The organism is Acidovorax facilis (assembly GCF_023913775.1).
Lineage (GTDB): Bacteria > Pseudomonadota > Gammaproteobacteria > Burkholderiales > Burkholderiaceae_C > Acidovorax > Acidovorax facilis.
Genome location: NZ_JAMXAX010000001.1, coordinates 39,370 through 58,772, shown reverse-complemented (window position 1 = coordinate 58,772; position 19,403 = coordinate 39,370). Strand labels below are relative to the sequence as shown.

The window sequence follows — 19,403 nt, the reverse complement described above, 5'->3', positions numbered from 1 at the left end:
ATGCTGTGCGAAAGTGGGTGACGTCGCCTTACTTGGCGGGTGCCACTTCTTTTTTGGTAGCAGCTACCGCTGGTGTAGCGGACTCCTCCAGCACTTTTCGCTCATAAATTTCAGCCAACGCACGCTTGTACTCGGTCGGGAAGACCTTGACGAACTTGCTGCGCGATGCGGCCCAGTTGTCGAGCAGCTCGCGTGCGCGCTTGCTGCCCGTCCATCGGTTGTGGTCTTCCAGCAGCTTCTTGAGCTGGGCTTCGTCGGTCTGTCCGTTGTGCCAGATCGAGCGCGGCACCGTGGCTTCCTGCTCGGTGGCGGGCAGGATGCGCTCCAGCGTCACCATGGACATGTTGCAGCGGGTGTCGAACTGACCGTCTTCGTCGTACACGTACGCCACGCCGCCGCTCATGCCCGCCGCGAAGTTGCGGCCGGTCTTGCCAAGCACCACCACGGTGCCCCCGGTCATGTATTCGCAACCGTGGTCGCCCGTGCCCTCCACCACGGCGGTGGCGCCCGACAGACGCACGGCGAAACGCTCACCGGCAACGCCGCTGAAGAAGGCTTCGCCCGTGGTGGCGCCGTACATCACGGTGTTGCCAACGATGGTGTTGCGCACGGCGTCACCGCGGAAATCGATGCTGGGGCGCACGACCACGCGGCCTCCCGACAGACCCTTGCCCGTGTAGTCGTTGGCGTCGCCGATCAGGTACAGCGTGATGCCGCGCGTGAGGAACGCACCGAACGACTGGCCGCCCGTGCCTTCGAGCTGGATACGGATGCTGTCGTCGGGCAGGCCTTCAGGGTGCACGCGGGTGACAGCGCCGGACAGCATGGCGCCGACCGAGCGGTTCACGTTGCGCGCCACCTCGATGAACTGCACGCGCTCGCCCTTTTCAATGGCGGGCTTGCTGCGTTCGATGAGCTTGCGGTCCAGCGTGTGCTCGATGTTGTGGTCCTGCACGTCCACGTGGAAGCGCGGCACATCGGCGGGCACGTTGGGCTGGGCGAACAGGCGGCTGAAGTCCAGGCCACGTGCCTTCCAGTGTTCCAGTCCCTGGCGCATGTCGAGCAGATCGGTGCGGCCGATCAGGTCGTCGAACTTGCGAATGCCCAGTTGGGCCATTATCTGGCGCACTTCTTCGGCGATGAAGAAGAAATAGTTCACCACGTGCTCGGGCTTGCCCGAGAACTTCTTGCGCAGTTCGGGGTCTTGCGTGGCCACGCCCACGGGGCAGGTGTTCAGGTGGCATTTGCGCATCATGATGCAGCCTTCCACCACCAGCGGTGCCGTGGCAAAGCCGAACTCGTCAGCGCCCAGCAGTGCACCGATGGCGACGTCGCGACCGGTCTTCATCTGGCCGTCGGCCTGCACGCGGATGCGGCCGCGCAGGCGGTTGAGCACCAGCGTCTGCTGGGTTTCGGCCAAGCCGATTTCCCAGGGGCCGCCCGCGTGCTTGATGGACGACCAGGGCGAAGCACCCGTGCCGCCGTCGTGCCCAGCGATCACCACGTGGTCGCTCTTGCACTTGGCCACGCCTGCGGCGATGGTGCCCACGCCCACTTCAGAAACCAGCTTGACGCTGATGCCAGCATGGGGTGCCACGTTCTTCAGATCGTGGATCAGCTGGGCCAAGTCCTCGATGGAGTAGATGTCGTGGTGGGGTGGTGGCGAGATCAGGCCCACACCGGGCACGCTGTGGCGCAGCTTGCCGATGTAGTTGGAGACCTTGCCACCCGGCAGCTGACCACCCTCGCCCGGCTTAGCGCCCTGGGCCATCTTGATCTGGATCTGGTCGGCCGACGACAGGTATTCGGCCGTAACACCAAAGCGGCCCGAGGCCACCTGCTTGATGCGGCTGCGCAGCGAGTCGCCGTCCTGCAGGGGCAGGTCGACCTCAACGTTCTCGGCACCAATCACGCTCTTGAGCGTATCGCCCTTCTTGATCGGGATGCCCTTGAGTTCGTTGCGGTAGCGTGCGGCGTCCTCACCACCTTCGCCGGTGTTGCTCTTGCCGCCGATGCGGTTCATGGCCACGGCGAGCGTGGCGTGGGCCTCGGTGGAGATGGAACCCAGCGACATGGCGCCCGTGGCGAAGCGCTTGACGATTTCCTTGGCAGGCTCGACTTCGTCGACCGGGATCGCCTTGGCGGGGTCGATCTTGAACTCGAACAGGCCGCGCAGCGTCATGTGGCGCTTGCTCTGGTCGTTGATCAGCTGGGCGTATTCCTTGTACGTGTTCCAGTTGTTGGCGCGCGTGCTGTGCTGCAGCTTGGCAATCGCATCGGGCGTCCACATGTGGTCTTCGCCCCGGGCGCGCCAGGCGTATTCGCCACCGGCGTCCAGCATGGTCTCGAGCACGGGGTCGTCACCAAACGCGGCCTTGTGCATGCGGATGGCCTCTTCGGCGATCTCGAACACGCCGATGCCTTCCACGCGGCTGGCGGTGCCGGTGAAGTACTTGCCCACGGTTTCCGTGTTGAGGCCGATGGCCTCGAACAGCTGGGCGCCGCAGTAGCTCATGTAGGTACTCACGCCCATCTTGGACATGATCTTGGACAGGCCCTTGCCGATCGCTTTGACGTAGTTGTAAATGGCCTTGTCGGCCGACAGGTCACCTCCCAGGTCCTTGTGCATCTCGGCCAGGGTTTCCATGGCCAGGTAGGGATGCACGGCCTCGGCGCCGTAGCCAGCCAGCACGGCAAAGTGGTGCACTTCGCGGGCCGTACCCGTCTCCACTACCAGACCGGCCGTGGTGCGCAGACCCGCTCCCACCAGGTGCTGGTGGATGGCGGACAACGCCAGCAGCGCAGGGATCGCCACCTGGGTAGCGCTCACGGCGCGGTCGCTCACGATCAGGATGTTGGCGCCGCCCTTGATGGCATCCACGGCCTGCGCGCACAACGAGGCGAGCTTGGCTTCCACCCCCTCACGGCCCCAGTTCAGTGGGTAGGTGATGTCGATGGTCACGCTCTTGAACTTGCCTTGCGTGTACTTTTCAATGTCGCGCAGCTTGGCCATGCCGGCAAAGTCGAGCACGGGTTGGCTCACTTCGAGCCGCATCGGCGGGTTGACCTGGTTGATGTCCAGCAGGTTCGGCTTGGGTCCGATGAAGCTGTTGAGCGACATCACGATGGCTTCGCGGATCGGATCGATCGGCGGGTTCGTCACCTGAGCGAACAGCTGCTTGAAGTAGTTGTACAACGGCTTGTTCTTGCCCGACAGCACAGCCAGCGGACTGTCGTTGCCCATCGAGCCAATACCTTCTTCGCCATTCTTGGCCATGGGCGCCATCAGGAACTTGATGTCTTCCTGCGTGTAACCGAAGGCCTGCTGGCGGTCGAGCAGCGGCAGTTCGGCAGGCTGCGGTGCGGCCACTTGCGCGCCCGCGTCAATGCTGTCGAGCTTGATGCGCAGGTTTTCGATCCACTGCTTGTAGGGCTTGGTGTTGACGATGTTGGCCTTCAGCTCGTCGTCGTCGATCATGCGGCCTTGTTCCAGGTCGATCAGGAACATCTTGCCGGGCTGCAGGCGCCACTTGCGCACGATCTTGTTCTCGGGCACCGGCAACACGCCCGACTCGGAGCCCATGATGACCAGATCGTCATCGGTGATGCAGTAGCGCGAGGGGCGCAGGCCGTTGCGGTCCAGCGTGGCGCCAATCTGGCGGCCATCGGTGAACACGATGGAGGCGGGGCCGTCCCAAGGCTCCAGCATGGCGGCGTGGTATTCATAGAAAGCGCGGCGGCGCTCGTCCATGGTGGTGTGCTGCTCCCAGGGCTCAGGGATCATCATCATCACGGCTTGGCTGATGGGGTAGCCGGCCATGGTCAGCAGTTCGAGGCAGTTGTCGAACGTAGCCGTATCAGACTGGTCGGCGAAGCTGATGGGGTACAGCTTTTGCAGGTCAGCAGCCAGCACGGGCGAGGCCATCACGCCTTCGCGCGCCTTCATCCAGTTGTAGTTGCCCTTGACGGTGTTGATTTCACCGTTGTGCGCCACATAGCGGTAGGGGTGGGCCAGCGGCCACTCGGGGAAGGTGTTGGTGGAGAAACGCTGGTGCACCAGACCGATGGCCGAGACGCAGCGCTCGTCGGACAGGTCCTTGTAGTACACGCCCACCTGGTCGGCCAGCAGCAGGCCCTTGTAGACCACGGTGCGGCTGGACATGGAGGGAACGTAGTATTCCTTGCTGTGCTTGAGTTTCAGGGCTTGGATGTTGGCGCTGGCCGTCTTGCGGATCACGTACAGCTTGCGCTCCAGCGCGTCCTGCACGATCACGTCGTTGCCACGGCCAATGAACACCTGGCGCAGGATGGGCTCCTTCTTGCGCACGGTGGGGGACATGGGCATGTCCACATTGACCGGCACATCGCGCCAGCCCAGCAGTACCTGGCCTTCTGCCTTGATGGCGCGCTCCATCTCTTGTTCGCAAGCCAGACGGGAAGCGTGCTCCTTGGGCAGAAAGATCATGCCCACACCGTATTCACCAGCCGCTGGCAAGGTCACGCCTTGCTTGGCCATCTCTTCGCGGTACAGCGCGTCAGGGATCTGGATCAGGATGCCGGCGCCGTCGCCCATCAGCGGATCGGCACCCACCGCGCCACGGTGGTCGATGTTTTCCAGAATCTTCAGAGCCTGCGTCACGATGTCGTGGCGCTTGATGCCCTTGATGTGGGCCACAAACCCGAGGCCGCAGGCGTCGTGTTCGTTACCCGATGAATACAAACCGTGTTGTTGCAGATGCTGGATCTCGGCAGCCGTGGTCATGGCGCACTCCTATATTTTTCGCAGGGAGTGGAAGATTAGTGCATTGCAACATCTTTTGGCAAGAAAATTAATTGGGGTCAGATTCTTAATTCACGAGTGAAAATTGAATTTCATTTTTTATTAGGGACATATCAAATTTCATAGCAACTAAATCAATAACATCAAGCGCTAACGCCATATTTATTCAGACGTTTTGCGAAGCGCCGGCCTACCGGCTTGTCCCTGGGTTACCCGGCGCGGTGTGTGCTTTTGCAACTCTTGAACAAATTCTGCGTCGCCCAGCGCCCAACCACTGAGTGCGGATGACGTCAGCACAGTCTGCTCCTGCGAGCCGATGCCCGCCTGCACCAGCGCGGCGTACGCCGCCTCGCGCGCAAACGGCGTGTTGCCCAGCGCCCAGTACAAAGCATGCGGTGTGAGCAAACGGTCATGGCGCAGTCCCAGCCAATGGGCATGGCTGGACCACGGGTAGTCACCAGGCTGCGCCACCTGCCCGGCCCGCACCGGGTTCAGATCAAGGTAGACCATGCAAGGCAGGAGATACCGCTCGGGCTGCAGCACCGTGGAACGATAGCGCCCCTCCCACAGGGTGCCCGTACGGGCGTGGCGCCGGTTGAAATACTGCACGTAGCGCCGCCCTACCGCCTGCATCATCTGCGGAAGGCCGTCAGCAGTAGTGGGCGTGGCCAGCAGATGAAAGTGGTTGTCCATCAGCACATAGGCATGCACAGCAACACCAAATTTCTGCGCGTTGTCCGCCAGCAGCGAAAGCATGGTCTCGAAGTCTTCGCGGTCCACGAAGATGCTTTGGCGGTTGTTTCCGCGCTGGATGACGTGGTGCAGATGACCCGGCAGGGTCAGGCGCGGCAGGCGGGCCATGGATGCGGATGGGAGCTAGGGGAAGGATGATCATAAATCCGTCCCCGATTTCTTCTCACCCCAGCAACAACGTATGGCGCGACGTCAGTCCTGCACCAATTCCACGGCAACCTGGGTATCGCGAGCCTCCGGCTTCAGACCAAAGCGAGCCCCCAGCGCCTTGTCGAGGCCAAACTCTTCCAGAATGGCGCGCAGGCGCTCCGAGGCGCTGCGCTTTTTCTGCCCCGTGTAGCGGGCAATGATCAGCTCATTCTTCATGCTGTGCTCCCAGCCTACCAGCTCTGTCACGGTGACCTGGTAGCCACTCGCCTCCAGGTACAGACAGCGCAACACATTGGTGACCTGGCTGCCCAGTTCGCGCGTGTGCAGCGGGTGGCGCCACAGCTCTGCCAAGGGCGTGCGCGACAGCTGCAAGGCCTTGCCCTGCCGCAGGCAGGCGGCCATCTCAGCCTGGCAGCACGGCACCAGCACCATCGCCCGGGCCTGTTTCTGCAGGCCGAAAGCAATGGCATCGTCCGTGGCGGTGTCACAGGCATGCAGGGCGGTGACCACATCGATCCGGGCTGGCAATTCATCTGCGCCAGTGGATTCAGCCACCGACACATTCAGGAACGACATGCGTTCAAAGCCCAGCTTCTGCGCCAGCAGGCGGGATTTGTCCACCAGCTCGGCGCGCGTTTCCACCCCGTAGATGTGCCCGTGCCCCAGGGCCTTGAAGTACAGGTCGTACAGGATAAAACCCAGATACGACTTGCCCGCCCCATGGTCTGCGAGCGTCGGCCCCTGGTCGGTGGTGGCAAGCTCTGTGAGCAGCGGCTCGATGAAGTTGAACAGATGGTAGACCTGCTTGAGCTTGCGCCGCGAGTCCTGATTCAGGCGTCCATCGCGCGTGAGGATGTGCAGTTCCTTGAGCAGTTCTATCGACTGGCCCGGCCGCAGTTCGGAAAGCTCCGCAGACTCGGCATTGGAGGCGGCCGCCTTCGGGCGGGAAGCCTGCGGCTGCTGCGCGCGGGCTGCAGAGAGGTCTTTGGTCTTTCTCATCATCGAACGTCCTGGTTCGCTTCCGGCAGCGATGGAGTACCAGCGCTGGGGCCCACATCCAGCGCAGACCAGCCCTGCATGCCCAATGCCTGCAGCACCTCGATATTTCGCTCAAAAATTGTTTCTGCCTCCGGAAACACCTCCACGGCGCGGTCGATGCTCTCCTCCCGCAGCAGATGCAGTGTGGGGTATGGCGAACGGTTGGTGCAATTGGTCACGTCATCCACATCGGTGCCCGCAAACTGAAACTGTGGGTGAAAACTCGCGATCTGCAGCGTGCCGTCGAGCTCCATGGCCTCCAGCAGTGCCTCCGCATCTCCCAGAAAATCGTTGAAATCAAGAAAATCCTGGAGGCAGCGGGGGAGTATCAGCAAGGTGGTGTCCCGCGTTTCGGCAGGGGTCGCCACCAGGGCAGACAGCTCACTGCGCAGAAGAGCCTGCACTTCCGTCAAATCTTCGGTCAGCGCGACCACGTAGTGAATCTGCCCTTTGACATGAACGCCCTTGGCAAAAGGGCACAGGTTGAGCCCGATCACTGCTCGCTCCAGCCAACGGACGGTGTTGCGAACGAACAAATCGGCAGACTCTGAAGAGGCCGCCGAAGCCGTAAAGGGGGGGGAGGAAGTCATGAAACGGGCGCACGGGGCGCGAAGAAGTGCGGGGTTGATTTTACCGGGCGCTCTGCCCCCCGACAGCCGCTAGTCGAAAAGCCGCCGCCCCGTCAGGCGCTCATGCTCCCGCGCTGCAAACCGGTCTGTCATGCCCGCAATGAAATCCGCCACAGCCCTTGCCCGCAGCGGGCCGCAGTCCACAGAGGCCTGCTCGGCAAACGCCGCCTTCATTTCTTGGGGGGAGGCCGTGTACGCTGCAAACAGGTCGCGCACGACCTCCTGCGCACGTCCCGTGGTCTCCATGACGCGTGGATGGCGGTACAGGTTTTTAAAGAGGAACTGCTTGAGTTCCAGCGAGCGCGCACGCATGGCATCGCCAAACATCACGAGCGACGGCGATTGGCGCACGGCCTGCACATCAGTGGGCGCGTGCCTGGCCAGCGCTGCCTGCGTGGCATCAATCACGTCATAAACCTGCGCGCTGAGCATGCGCCGTATGGCTTCAAACAACAGGCGCCGCTGCAGGAGCGGCTGCACAAGATCCGGGTACTCGGCCTGGGCCGCAGCGCGGTACTGGTCGAACAGGGGCACGTCCTGCAATTGCGCCAGCGTGATCAGCCCAGAGCGCACGCCGTCATCGATGTCGTGCGCGTTGTAGGCGATTTCATCGGCTAGGTTGCACAGCTGCGCCTCCAGGCTGGGCTGCTCCCGGCGCAAAAACCTTGCACCGACGCCACCGGGCTCTTCCCGCTCCAACTGCTGTGCGTGTTGCCTGGAACAGTGCTTGAGCACGCCTTCACGCGACTCGAAGGTCAAGTTCAGTCCGTCGTACTGTGGATAACGCTCCTCCAGCTTGTCCACCACCCGCAAACTCTGCAGGTTGTGCTCAAAGCCCCCGTGCTCCGCCATGCACCCATGCAGCGCATCCTGGCCGGCATGTCCAAACGGCGTGTGCCCAAGATCGTGGGCCAACGAGATCGCTTCCACCAGGTCTTCGTTGACGCGCAAGGAGCGAGCGATGGACCGCCCCAATTGTGCGACCTCCAGCGAGTGCGTCAGGCGTGTGCGAAACAGGTCCCCTTCATGGTTGAGAAAGACCTGCGTCTTGTAGACCAATCGCCGAAATGCAGTGGAGTGCACGATCCGGTCCCGATCACGCTGGTATTCGGTCCGTGTGGGTGCCGGTGTTTCAGGGTAGCGCCGCCCCCTGGTCGCAGCAGGGTGGCAGGCGTACGGAGCGAGGTCAAGGATCGGAATCAAAATTGCCGCCAGCGCTTATCTATAAAGCGCAAATAGCTATACTATTTATAGCAATTGGTGACAAGCACCTTCTAGGCACAACAGGCATCAATCACTTCGCGCACCAGGCTGTCCGGTGCAGCGCGCACTGCCGCCTTGCCCGGGCCATCGATCACGACAAATCGGATCTCACCGGCTTCTGACTTCTTATCGATGCGCATCAGTTCCAAATAACGGCCGGCATTGTCTGCGGCATCCAGAATGGGCCCCTTGGTGGGCAACCCCGCGCGCTGAATCAGCAGATTCAGGCGGGCCACAAACTCGCCGTCCACCAAGCCAAGCCTGCGAGAAAGCTCTGCCGCCATCACCATGCCGGCACCAACGCCCTCACCATGCAGCCACACGCCATAACCCATGCCAGCTTCAATGGCGTGCCCAAAGGTATGGCCAAAATTGAGGATGGCACGAAGGCCCGTCTCTTTTTCATCCTGGCCGACAACCCAGGCCTTGATCTCGCAACTGCGCCGTACAGCGTGCGCCAGGGCGTCGCGGTCGTGCGCGATCAGGGCATCCATATTCCGTTCCAGCCAATCAAAGAAGGCCATGTCCGAGATCGGTCCGTACTTGATGACTTCTGCAAGACCCGCACTGAACTCGCGCGCTGGCAACGTATCGAGCACCGCAAGGTCGCACACCACCAACTGCGGCTGGTAGAACGCGCCAATCATGTTCTTGCCCAAAGGGTGGTTGATGGCCGTTTTGCCGCCCACCGAAGAGTCCACTTGGGCCAGTAGCGTGGTAGGTACTTGCACAAAAGGCACTCCTCGCATGTAACTGGCCGCAGCAAAGCCTGTCATGTCACCAACGACTCCCCCTCCTAGCGCAAAAACGGTTGTCTTCCGATCACAAGTGTTGGACAGCAGCGAGTCGAAAATGAGCTGCAAAGTCTGCCAATTCTTATGCTCTTCTCCGTCAGGCAAGTGCAACTCATGAATCTGCGTATAACGGCCTGCAAGTGCTTCCCGCAAAGCATCTGCATACAAAGGGGCGACCGTGGTGTTACTCACAATCAATGCCGTGCTCGCGCGAGGCAAACCGGCGTAGGACGCCGCGTCGGCCAAAAGGCCATCTCCGATCAGTATGCGATAGCTACGCTCAGCCAGCTCAATGGTGACGGCTTGATCAATCTGGGACATGGAATATTGTTGCAGTTTGGTTGAATGACTGTGAAACATCACTGCCCTGGATCCGTTTTTATCTTAATGAACTTCGCATATGGGCCAGGTTCGCCCCGGCTATCGGGCGGAATACGCATTGGATAGCTAGACAGCAAACGCACACGAATCGCATAGGGTCTTGGCCCAGGAAATTGAGGTCTACTGACTCAGTTCGCGCCATTCTCCCTTACCCCAAGGGTCTACCCGTCAATGCATCCCTCTCGAGCGAGGTACAGCAACGCTAACCCTCGTCGGCAGCTACACCGAAGAAAAACAGGGATCAACAAGCCAATTTCTCAAAAAAAACCCCAGGATATACCTGGGGTTTGGTGTCATCATTGCTCAGAAGGCGTTGCGAAAAGCCTTCTGAGCATCAGGCTGACTACCCTCTATCAGGGGCAGGTGTATTCGAGAGGATCTCCTCCAGGCGGAATAGTGCTTGCACTCACTACGGTGATACTGAATGTGCGTGTCACTTTCGCGGCCCCCTTCGTTGCGGTCACCAGGAACCGCTGCTGTCCGCAGTTTGCCACTTTAGGCACGCCGTTCAAAACACCCGCCGTGCTTGTGGTACCACTGGTCAGCCATGAAGGCAGACTGGTGAAACTCCAGGTCACATCGCTGACAGATGCCACGAAGGAATACGTAAAGTTCGCACCGACAGGCGCTGAGCCCAACGAACACACCGTATCGGAGTTGCAATCGCCAATCGCGAAGTCCTCAGGCAATCCGCCCACCACTTTGAGCTTCAGGACGGCAGTGTCAACGATCTTGTTTCTGTCGACGACAGTAACGGTCGCACGGTAATCACGCTCTTCCGCGGTGCTACTCACAGTTCCGCTGATCATTCCTGTACTGGAATTGATTGACAAGCCTGCGGGCAAACCCGTAGCGGACCAAGTCAATGGCGGCAATCCCCCGCTCGCAGCCAAGAGGGAAGTGAATGGAACACCCTTGGTCACTGTTCCAAGATCTGCATCTGCCAGTGTCAGCGGGTCAGTCACAGCCGCAACGACCGGGAACACATCGATGATCGAAATGGGATCCTGAATACCATTGGCAACGTTGTTGTCAAAGCGGTCTGACGTGAACTCCACAAATATGGGCCCCGTTTCTTCGCCACTCAGCAAGCTGAACAGTGCAACACCACCCGTAGACGGCAGCTGCAAAATGCTGCCCGACTGATTCCCTGAAACCAATCGAGCACCATTGGCAGCGTCTGTTCCCGCCATAATTCTAACTTGGACTTTGGCACCTGATGCATCTGGTGTAGGTTGATTACTGTCATCAAGAACAAAAGCTTGAATACCAACTTGGTTTATCAAACCATTGGGATTGGATTTACTTCCAAGGAATTTTTGAGCCACGTATTCAGGAGTTGCAGCAATAACTCGCAGACTTGCAGGCTTACCAGTCGCCGCTCCCGCTCCGACAGAAATATTTACACTCGCCTTTTCAACACGTCCAGATCGGGGATCCGATACTGAGCATGTAATAGTCGCCACCCCAGCTTGATTACCCGCATGAAAATAGAAAGAATTGCCTCCGGAATTTGCATCCAGAGCGATGTTTCGGAATGCAAGGGGGTTTCCCTCATCATCCTGATGCTCTTCATCACCGTCAAGATAATACAGAGGACGAGAACTCAGACCATACTCTGTATTGCAGCCAAATACATTCTCGCCACTCGGAATTGGTGCTCCACCCTTTGTAGCATTCACATACAAAACCGTCGTGAACGGCGCATAGACTCCAATACCGACAGGATAATTTCCAACATTGACAGGCAGAGTAGTTTTCTCCGCACGCAAAGTGATAGCATAATTTTCATCCGTTTGACCCGGATTCCCCCCGCCGCCGCCACAAGCCGCAAGTGCAGTCACCAGTGCAATTGGCACAAATTTGATATATTTCAACATTTATGTTCCCATTCAAAGATTAAATTCAGCGAATTGCAGCACGCTCGGTAAGAACTTTCGGGGTAATAAAAATCAACATTTCCTGCTTATTGGCTTGCTTAGTTTTTGTTTTAAATAAATTACCAACGCCGGGAATGTCACCCAAAAATGGCACCTTTGCCTCGGCATCATCCTCGAACAATTCAAAAATTCCACCAATTACGACCGTACCGCCATTTTCAACCAACACCTGAGTTTTAATGTGCTTAGTATTAATAGCACGCACATTCTGAAGAATTTCACCTGGACTATCTTTGTTTACATCAAGATCCAAGATGATATTACCTTCTGGTGTTATTTGAGGCAACACCTCCAATTTTAAAACTGCTTTCTTAAACGCAATAACCGTTCCACCATTTGGAGCTGTTACGGGATATGGAAATTCGGTTCCTTGCTCGATAGATGCTTTGGTTTGATCAGCTGTCACAACACGGGGGCTGGACACAATCTTACCTTTACCGTCTGCCTCCATCGCAGATATCTCTAGATTCAAAAATCTGTTGGCCGCGGAGTTAAAAATTGATATAGCGAAACTTGCTGGATCGAAACCTCCTTGAGCCTGAGCAGGAAGATTAACAAAGCTACCCAACGTATTAGCAGCCCCACCAGCACCAGATGACGCTACCGCGTTACTATAGCTGGTGCCAAACGCCACGCTATTGCCACCACCGATATTGTACCCCCCGGTACCGCCACGATTAGCACGCAAATCTGTTCCACCTAGTCGAACGCCCAAGGAGCGCCCGAACGTATCGGATGCCTCAACAATTCTCGCTTCAATCATCACTTGTCGAACAGCAACATCCAAGGTCGATAGCAACTGACGTACTTCTTCCAGTTTACTTGCCGTGTCAGTCACAAAAAGCTGATTGGTTCGGGGTTCCGCAATAGCGCTACCTCGCTCCGACAGGAATCTATTTGAGGTCCCCCCAGATGCACCGCCGCTCGATGCCGTCAGTTGAGCAACCATGTCAACCGCTTTTGCATAATTCATTTGGAACGCTTGTGTTCGGAGCGGCTCCAGTTTTTGAATAGCTAAGGCAGCCTCGTAGTCCTTCTTCGTCCTGTCATCAATTTCATCTTTAGGTGCAATCCACAACACAGTGCCAGATTTCCGCATCCCCAGGCCTTTAGCCTCCATTATGATTTGAAGCGCTTGATCCCACGGGACATCTTTGAGACGCAATGTCAGCGAACCGGTGACTGTATCCGAGGTCACAATATTGAAATTGGTGAAATCAGCAATTACTTGCAGAAGTGATCGAACTTCAATATTCTGAAAATTCAGCGATAGCTTCTCCCCGCTATATCCAGGGCCTTGTGTTAGCTTGTTCAGGTCGACCTTTTTCTGCCGGATTTCAACCACAAATTGGCTATCACTTTGATACGCGCTATGTTCCCAATCACCAACGGGATCGATAGTCATGCGAACCCGCTCACCCTGCTGAACGGTGGTAATAGCTTGCACTGGCGTGCCAAAATCACCCACATCCAAACGCCGACGCAGTCCTTCTGGCAATGAAGATTTGAGAAAATCCACCACCAAACCTTTTCCCTGCTGACGAATATCGACGCCCACTTGGCTCGAGGGAAGCATCACCACCACACGTCCAGAGCCATCCGCGCCTCGTCTGAAGTCAACATCTTTCAGTGTCTGAACCTCAGAACTAGAAGGATCAGCAAAAACTGGAGCAGACACCGCTTGAGTTTCCGAATTTACAGACTGCACCGTTCCCAAAGAAATCAGCAGTGATTTCCCTTGAATATCGGCCTGATAGGAAGTGGGTTGCTTAAGATTCAGAACAATTCGGGAGCGGTCACCGGCCTGCACCACATTGACCGACTTAACGTTGCCCTGATTCACTTCAAAAATATTTTTTCCGGTAGCATTGGACGCATTAGGAAAGTCCAAGGCAATGCGTGGAGGCGATTGAATGGAAAATCCTGTGGGCACGGACTTCAGTGGTTCAGAAAAATCAATACGAACCACATCTACACCGTTCTGCACACTCCCCACTACAGATTGAACCACGACCTGTGCAAACGCACTAATGGGCGTCAATACAGCAAATGTGAATCCCACTGCAATTTGACAAATCTTTGATGGATAAATTTTCAGATATTTCATTTTTTGTCCTCTTGCAGATCGAGAGAGACCGCACGTTCAATCCAATCACCAGTCGCATCTTGAACAATTTCGCGCAATTGAATCGTATTTTCAGTAATTTTTGTTATTCGCCCGTAGTTTTGACCAATATAGTTACCAACTCGCACTTGATAAAGTAAATTATCAACCTTCAACAGAGCGGTCGGTGCACCTTTTTTATCAAGACTTCCTACCATCGCCATTACATCCAGCGGATAAGACTCCAGAGGCTCCTTTCGTCTGGCCATTTCTGGGGCGATTAAAGCGGCGTTAGAGGCAGTCTGGGTAGACTCTCGTCTCAACGCCTGTGTGAGCTTTATCGAATTGAATGGTTCGACCCCTGATGCCATTGCATAGGTTTGAGGTAAAAATTGCTTGGGCTCAGTCAAAGGGGTAACTTTAGGTTTTGTTGTTGCCCTCAACTCCGACATCCATTGACGCAATTCGTCATCACCTGAAGAACCACAACCAGATAAACCAAGAACAATCACTATTAATAGAATCAGTCTGTATGACGTCATTTTTTTTCGCCCTTTGCCACCTGCTTTTGAGCCTGAATCTCCTCAGGATCAAGGTATCTAAACGTACGAGCTGTGGCCTCCATAGTCAACGCAGCCCCATCTTTTTCCCTCCCTACTGGGGCAATAGAAATATCGTTCAAGGTAACAATCCGCGACAGATGTGCAATATCAGACGCAAACGATCCCATGTCGTGATATTTTCCAGTTACACGAACTTGAATAGGCAATTCAGCATAATACTCTTTAACCACCACTTGCCCTGGCCTGAACAAATCAAACTGCAAACTTCTTCCAAGCCCAGCCTGATTGATATCAGAGAGCAACGCTGCCATCTCGGCTTTGCTTGGTAGTTGCTTTTCCAACTGAATCACGTACTGCTGGACCTGTTCTCGTTGACGCTTCAAAGCCTCCAAACTCACAGCTTTAATCAATTTTTCTTGATAGTCTTGACGCAGGGTTTGCTCTTTGGCGATCTCGGTTTCAAGTTCGACTTCATACTCATTGATCTTGGCAAACCAAAGAACTGCTGCCACCGCGATGGAAATAAAAAGACATAGCAGAATTTTTGGAGCTACTGGCCACAAAGAGGGGTCTTTGGGATCCAAATTTCGGAACTGCCGGGAAACATTCTCCTGCAAGGCAGAGAAATCAATATCTTTTTTTGATTTTTTTGCCATCTCTATTTCCCAATCGTGGCGCTAGCTGAGTCTTTGGCTTTTTGCGCTTCACCAGTACGCATCAGACGGAAGCGCAAATTGAACGTGGATACTCGACGCTGGTCTCTGGACGACAACGCAATATTGCTGGCCACAATTTCCACCAATTCCGGCTTTGACAGCCAAGGAGTGTTATCGGTCAAATTCCGAAGCATCTCAGAAACACGCTCGTTGGATTGGGCAACCCCTTGCATAGCGATTACTTGCTCAGTTTGCTTAATGCTTGTCACATACGCGCCTTCTGGTATCTGACGCACGAGTTCATTGAGCAAGTGAACAGGGAGATTTCGATCTGACTGAAGATCTTCCACAGCCTTCTGCCTAGCCCGCAAAGCCGCAATTTCGTCTTCTATGGTGGCAATTTCCTTGATTTGTTCTTCAAGGACCTTAATTTCACTCTGAAGAAAAGCATTTCGCTCTTGCTGTGCGGTGATCATCATTTGAAACCACCAATACACTGCCCCAGCGATTGCCAGACCAATCAGAAATGATGCGAACATCGTCGCCTGAAAGGCTTCCTTCCGACGTTTGCGCGCAGCTTCCCGGTGCGGAAGTAAATTGATCAGAATCACTGCAGGAACCTCCGCATGGCCAGACCGCACGAGGTCAGATAGGACGGCGCTTCACGCACCATTTTTTTCAAACGAACGGAACTTCCGATTTCCATACCGTCAAAAGGATTGACTGCGCTGCACGCAAAGCCGGTCTGCTGGGTAACAGCCTCTGTCAGGCCTGGCAGCGGCGCGGAGCCACCTGCAAGCATGATGTGATCAACACGGTTATGGGGTGTACTGGTGAAGAAAAACTGCAAAGCTCGGCCGATCTCCTGGGCCATGCTGTCTACAAACGGCCGCAGCACAGCCGATTGGTAGTCTTCTGGGAGGTCACCATTTCGCTTTTTACTTTCCGCCTCTTCCACTGAGAAACCGTATTGACGGACGATCAATTGGGTCAGCTGCGCTCCTCCAAAAGCTTGGTCCCGGTCATAAAGCACTTCTTCATTGCGGATAACCTGCATGCTGGTGGTAAGTGCTCCCACCTCAAAAAGCGCAACCATTGCGTCGACGCCTTTCTTGGGCAAGGCCTCAATGAGACGCCCCGCAGCCAATCGGGAGGCATGGGATTCAATGTCCACCACCACCGGCTTGAGGCCTGCAGCCTCTGCCAAACCTTGGCGGTCTTGGACCTTCTCTCGCCGAGATGCGGCAATGAGAACATCGACGTCCCCCGGCGCATTTTTGCTGGGGCCGATGACGCAGAAGTCCAAACTCACTTCGTCGAGCGAGAAAGGAATGTACTGATTGGCCTCTGACTCGACTTGAACCTCAAGCTCTTGTTCTGTCATGCCCCCTGGCAGCGTGATCTTCTTGGTGATGACGGCCGATGGTGGCAATGCCAAAGCGACGTTCTTCGTGCGCGTTCCACTTTTTTTGACCAGGCGGCGCAGTGCGTCCGCAACTTCGTCGAATTTTTCGATGTTGCCATCCGTGATCCAGCCACGCTCCAGCGGTTCGATCGCGCAACGCTCCAGAACCAAGCCGCCTGCCTTATCGCGCCCAAGCTCCACCAGTTTGACACTGGAGGAACTGATGTCGATTCCCAGCAGCGGCGGAGACTGGCGACTGAACAAAGACCCCATTGAGCTCAAGATTGGTCCCCTGTAACTTGCCAAAATGAGGCAACAAAACTTAACACTTCACATGAATGCTATCAGTAAGATAGTTCTCCAGCAAAGATTTTTCCCCGCGTAACACTTGCGGAGCGTTGCCAAAAGCAGACGAATTTAGCCGCCCTTGCAACACCGTTTGGCAACGATGACGCACCTTTGGGCAGACGGGCACGGGCCGGGCATTGTGATTTTCAGTGGGGTGCAGCGGACATTTTTATAATGGGCCGTCTTACCCCTCCGGAGCGATATGCCGCCCTCTTCATCGAAGTCCTCTGACAAGCAGGACTCTCCTTCCGCTCCCACCCGCCCCACTTGGCTCCGTTGGCTGGTGCGCGCCACTCTTTGGATGGTGGGCCTGGCGACTGCCGCCGCCGTGGGATTGGCTCTGACCATTGCAGTGGCGCTGGCGGTGGCCTATCCGAACCTGCCGGACATCTCTGATCTCGCTGACTATCGCCCCAAGTTGCCTTTGCGCGTTTACTCTGCCGAAGGCGCTTTGCTGGGCGAATTCGGCGAGGAGCGCCGCAACCTCACCCCCATTGGTGAAATCCCCAAGGTCATGAAGGACGCGGTATTGGCCATTGAAGATGCCCGCTTCTTCCAGCATGGCGGCGTTGACTACAAAGGCGTAATTCGCGCAGCCTTGGCTAATCTTGGCCGGGTAAAAAGCCAGGGCGCCTCTACTATCACAATGCAGGTGGCGCGGAATGTTTACCTCTCGTCAGAGAAAACATTTACACGCAAAATTTACGAAATCTTACTGACATTCAAACTCGAGCATTTATTGACCAAAGATCAGATTCTTGAGATTTACATGAATCAGATTTATTTGGGCAATCGTGCCTATGGATTCGCTGCGGCGTCAGAAGCCTATTTTGGCAAGCCCCTGAAATCTGTGTCCGTGGCTGAGGCGGCCATGCTTGCGGGTCTGCCCAAAGCGCCCTCTGCGTACAACCCCATCAGTAACCCCAAGCGGGCTCGCTCCAGGCAGCTTTACATCATTGAGCGCATGGAGGAAAACGGCTTCATCACCGCCGAGCAGGCCACAGATGCCAAGAAAGAAGAACTCAAGATCCGAACCGGCCCGGACAGTACCCGGATTCATGCAGAGTACGTGGCCGAGATGGCGCGCCAGCTGATCTTCACGCAGTATGGCAACGAGGCCTACACACGCGGGCTCAACGTCTACACGACACTTAACGCTGCGGAACAAGAGGCTGCGTACGCGGCGCTGCGCCGAGGCATCATGGACTACGAGCGGCGCCAGCAGTACCGAGGACCGGAAAAGTTCGTGGTATTGCCGACGGCGGCCCAGGAGGTGGAAGACGCCATTGACGATGCGCTCGCCAACCACCCGGACAACGGTGACGTCCTTTCTGCAGTGGTTCTGGAGGCCTCGCCGCGCAAGATCGTTGCAGCCCGCGCGAACGGCGACACCCTGGAAATCACCGGCGATGGACTGAAGCCCGCACAGTCCGGCCTGAGTGACAAGGCCGCGCCCAACATCAAGATCCGCCGTGGAGCAGTGATCCGGGTGGTGAAAACACCCAAGAACGCCTGGGAAATTACACAGCTTCCCGAAGTCGAAGGCGCCCTGGTGGCACTGGACCCGCGCACTGGAGCCATCCGGGCGCTGGTGGGCGGATTTGATTTCGACAAGAACAAGTTCAACCACGCCGCACAGGCATGGCGCCAACCCGGGTCGAGCTTCAAACCCTTCATCTACTCTGCAGCACTGGAGAAAGGGTTCACGCCCGCAACGGTCATCAACGACGCCCCTCTGTTCTTTGATGCAGGGGTGACCGGTGGCCAACCATGGGAGCCCAAGAACTACGATGGCAAGTACGACGGCCCCATGAGCATGCGCACGGGACTGGCCAAGTCCAAGAACATGATCTCGATCCGCATCTTGCAGGCCGTGGGACCGAAGACTGCGCAGGAGTGGGTATCCCGCTTTGGCTTCGATGCTGAAAAGCACCCGGCCTACCTCACCATGGCATTGGGCGCGGGCTCCGTCACCCCCCTGCAAATGGCTACGGCCTATTCCGTGTTTGCCAACGGCGGGTACCGCGTGAACCCCTGGCTGATCACTAAGGTCACCGACCACAAGGGCCGTGTCATCTCTGAAACGACTCCGCCGGTCACCAGCGAACAACCGCGTGCCATTGATGCCCGCAACGCCTTCGTGATGAACAGCTTGCTGCAAGAGGTCACGCGCTCCGGTACCGCAGCGCGGGCGCAAGCAACTCTGAAGCGGCCAGACCTCTACGGAAAAACCGGGACCACCAACGATTCTGTGGACGCATGGTTTGCCGGATACCAGCCCACGATCGCTGCAGTGACCTGGATTGGCTACGACACGCCGCGTAACTTGGGAAGCCGCGAAACAGGGGGTGGCCTCAGCTTGCCGGTATGGATCAATTTCATGGAACGTGCACTCAAGGGTGTTCCCGTCATGGAGCCCACAGTGCCCGCTGGCGTGGTCAATGTCGGCGGGGAATGGTTCTACGACGAGTACGCGCGCAACAGCGGTATTCCAAGTGTGGGTCTCGATGACCGATCCGCATCACCCGCTGTGGCTCCACAAGCGCCACCGCCCACCGAAGAGCGAAACCGCATCCTGGACCTGTTCCGCAACTGATGG

Annotated in this window: 13 protein-coding genes; 1 reads left to right on the top strand and 12 read right to left on the bottom strand. The window is 56.8% G+C overall.

Features of this window, described 5'->3' with window-relative positions; genetic code table 11:
• Window positions 1-28: 28 nt before the first annotated feature.
• The 12 genes from NFX52_RS00245 to NFX52_RS00190 form a co-directional block, all read right to left on the bottom strand.
• Window positions 29-4,762, bottom strand: a complete 4,734-nt coding sequence (locus NFX52_RS00245; protein ID WP_055399262.1) for a glutamate synthase-related protein — start codon at window positions 4,760-4,762, stop codon at window positions 29-31.
• 180 nt (window positions 4,763-4,942) lie between these two features.
• A complete protein-coding gene (locus NFX52_RS00240; RefSeq protein WP_055399264.1) occupies window positions 4,943-5,641 on the bottom strand; it encodes a transposase in 699 nt (232 codons plus the stop codon).
• An 84-nt stretch (window positions 5,642-5,725) separates the two neighbouring features.
• On the bottom strand, window positions 5,726-6,682 hold the full coding sequence (locus NFX52_RS00235) for a class I SAM-dependent methyltransferase (protein ID WP_055399266.1): 957 nt from the start codon (window positions 6,680-6,682) through the stop codon (window positions 5,726-5,728).
• Window positions 6,682-7,311 carry a DUF1415 domain-containing protein gene (locus NFX52_RS00230; protein WP_252635342.1) on the bottom strand — a complete coding sequence of 210 codons (630 nt, stop codon included), beginning with the start codon at window positions 7,309-7,311 and terminating at the stop codon, window positions 6,682-6,684. Before NFX52_RS00230 ends, NFX52_RS00235 begins: the two co-directional genes overlap by 1 nt.
• Before the next feature lie 69 nt (window positions 7,312-7,380).
• Window positions 7,381-8,544: a deoxyguanosinetriphosphate triphosphohydrolase gene (locus NFX52_RS00225; RefSeq protein ID WP_055399377.1), complete on the bottom strand. Its 1,164-nt coding sequence runs from the start codon at window positions 8,542-8,544 to the stop codon at window positions 7,381-7,383.
• A gap of 80 nt (window positions 8,545-8,624) precedes the next feature.
• Window positions 8,625-9,728, bottom strand: coding sequence for a 3-dehydroquinate synthase (gene aroB, locus NFX52_RS00220; protein WP_055399270.1), 1,104 nt, complete (start codon window positions 9,726-9,728; stop codon window positions 8,625-8,627).
• Window positions 9,729-10,141: 413 nt separating this feature from the next.
• Window positions 10,142-11,668, bottom strand: a complete 1,527-nt coding sequence (locus NFX52_RS00215) for a putative Ig domain-containing protein (protein ID WP_156358763.1) — start codon at window positions 11,666-11,668, stop codon at window positions 10,142-10,144.
• A 25-nt stretch (window positions 11,669-11,693) separates the two neighbouring features.
• Complete coding sequence (locus NFX52_RS00210) at window positions 11,694-13,835, bottom strand: type IV pilus secretin PilQ (RefSeq protein ID WP_156358764.1); 2,142 nt, start codon at window positions 13,833-13,835, stop codon at window positions 11,694-11,696.
• The gene (locus NFX52_RS00205; RefSeq protein WP_082437492.1) at window positions 13,832-14,374 is read right to left on the bottom strand and encodes a pilus assembly protein PilP; all 543 of its coding nucleotides are present in this window, start codon (window positions 14,372-14,374) and stop codon (window positions 13,832-13,834) included. The genes NFX52_RS00210 and NFX52_RS00205 overlap by 4 nt, the downstream gene beginning before the upstream one ends.
• Complete coding sequence (locus NFX52_RS00200; RefSeq protein ID WP_055399272.1) at window positions 14,371-15,051, bottom strand: type IV pilus inner membrane component PilO; 681 nt, start codon at window positions 15,049-15,051, stop codon at window positions 14,371-14,373. Before NFX52_RS00200 ends, NFX52_RS00205 begins: the two co-directional genes overlap by 4 nt.
• Window positions 15,052-15,053: 2 nt before the next feature.
• The gene (locus NFX52_RS00195; RefSeq protein ID WP_055399274.1) at window positions 15,054-15,662 is read right to left on the bottom strand and encodes a PilN domain-containing protein; all 609 of its coding nucleotides are present in this window, start codon (window positions 15,660-15,662) and stop codon (window positions 15,054-15,056) included.
• Window positions 15,659-16,738, bottom strand: a complete 1,080-nt coding sequence (locus NFX52_RS00190; protein WP_055399276.1) for a pilus assembly protein PilM — start codon at window positions 16,736-16,738, stop codon at window positions 15,659-15,661. The genes NFX52_RS00195 and NFX52_RS00190 overlap by 4 nt, the downstream gene beginning before the upstream one ends.
• Before the next feature lie 268 nt (window positions 16,739-17,006).
• On the opposite strand from NFX52_RS00190, the gene NFX52_RS00185 reads away from it, so the two are divergent.
• Window positions 17,007-19,400 (top strand): penicillin-binding protein 1A, encoded by a 2,394-nt coding sequence (locus tag NFX52_RS00185; protein ID WP_055399278.1) that lies wholly within the window; start codon window positions 17,007-17,009, stop codon window positions 19,398-19,400.
• Window positions 19,401-19,403 lie beyond the last annotated feature (3 nt).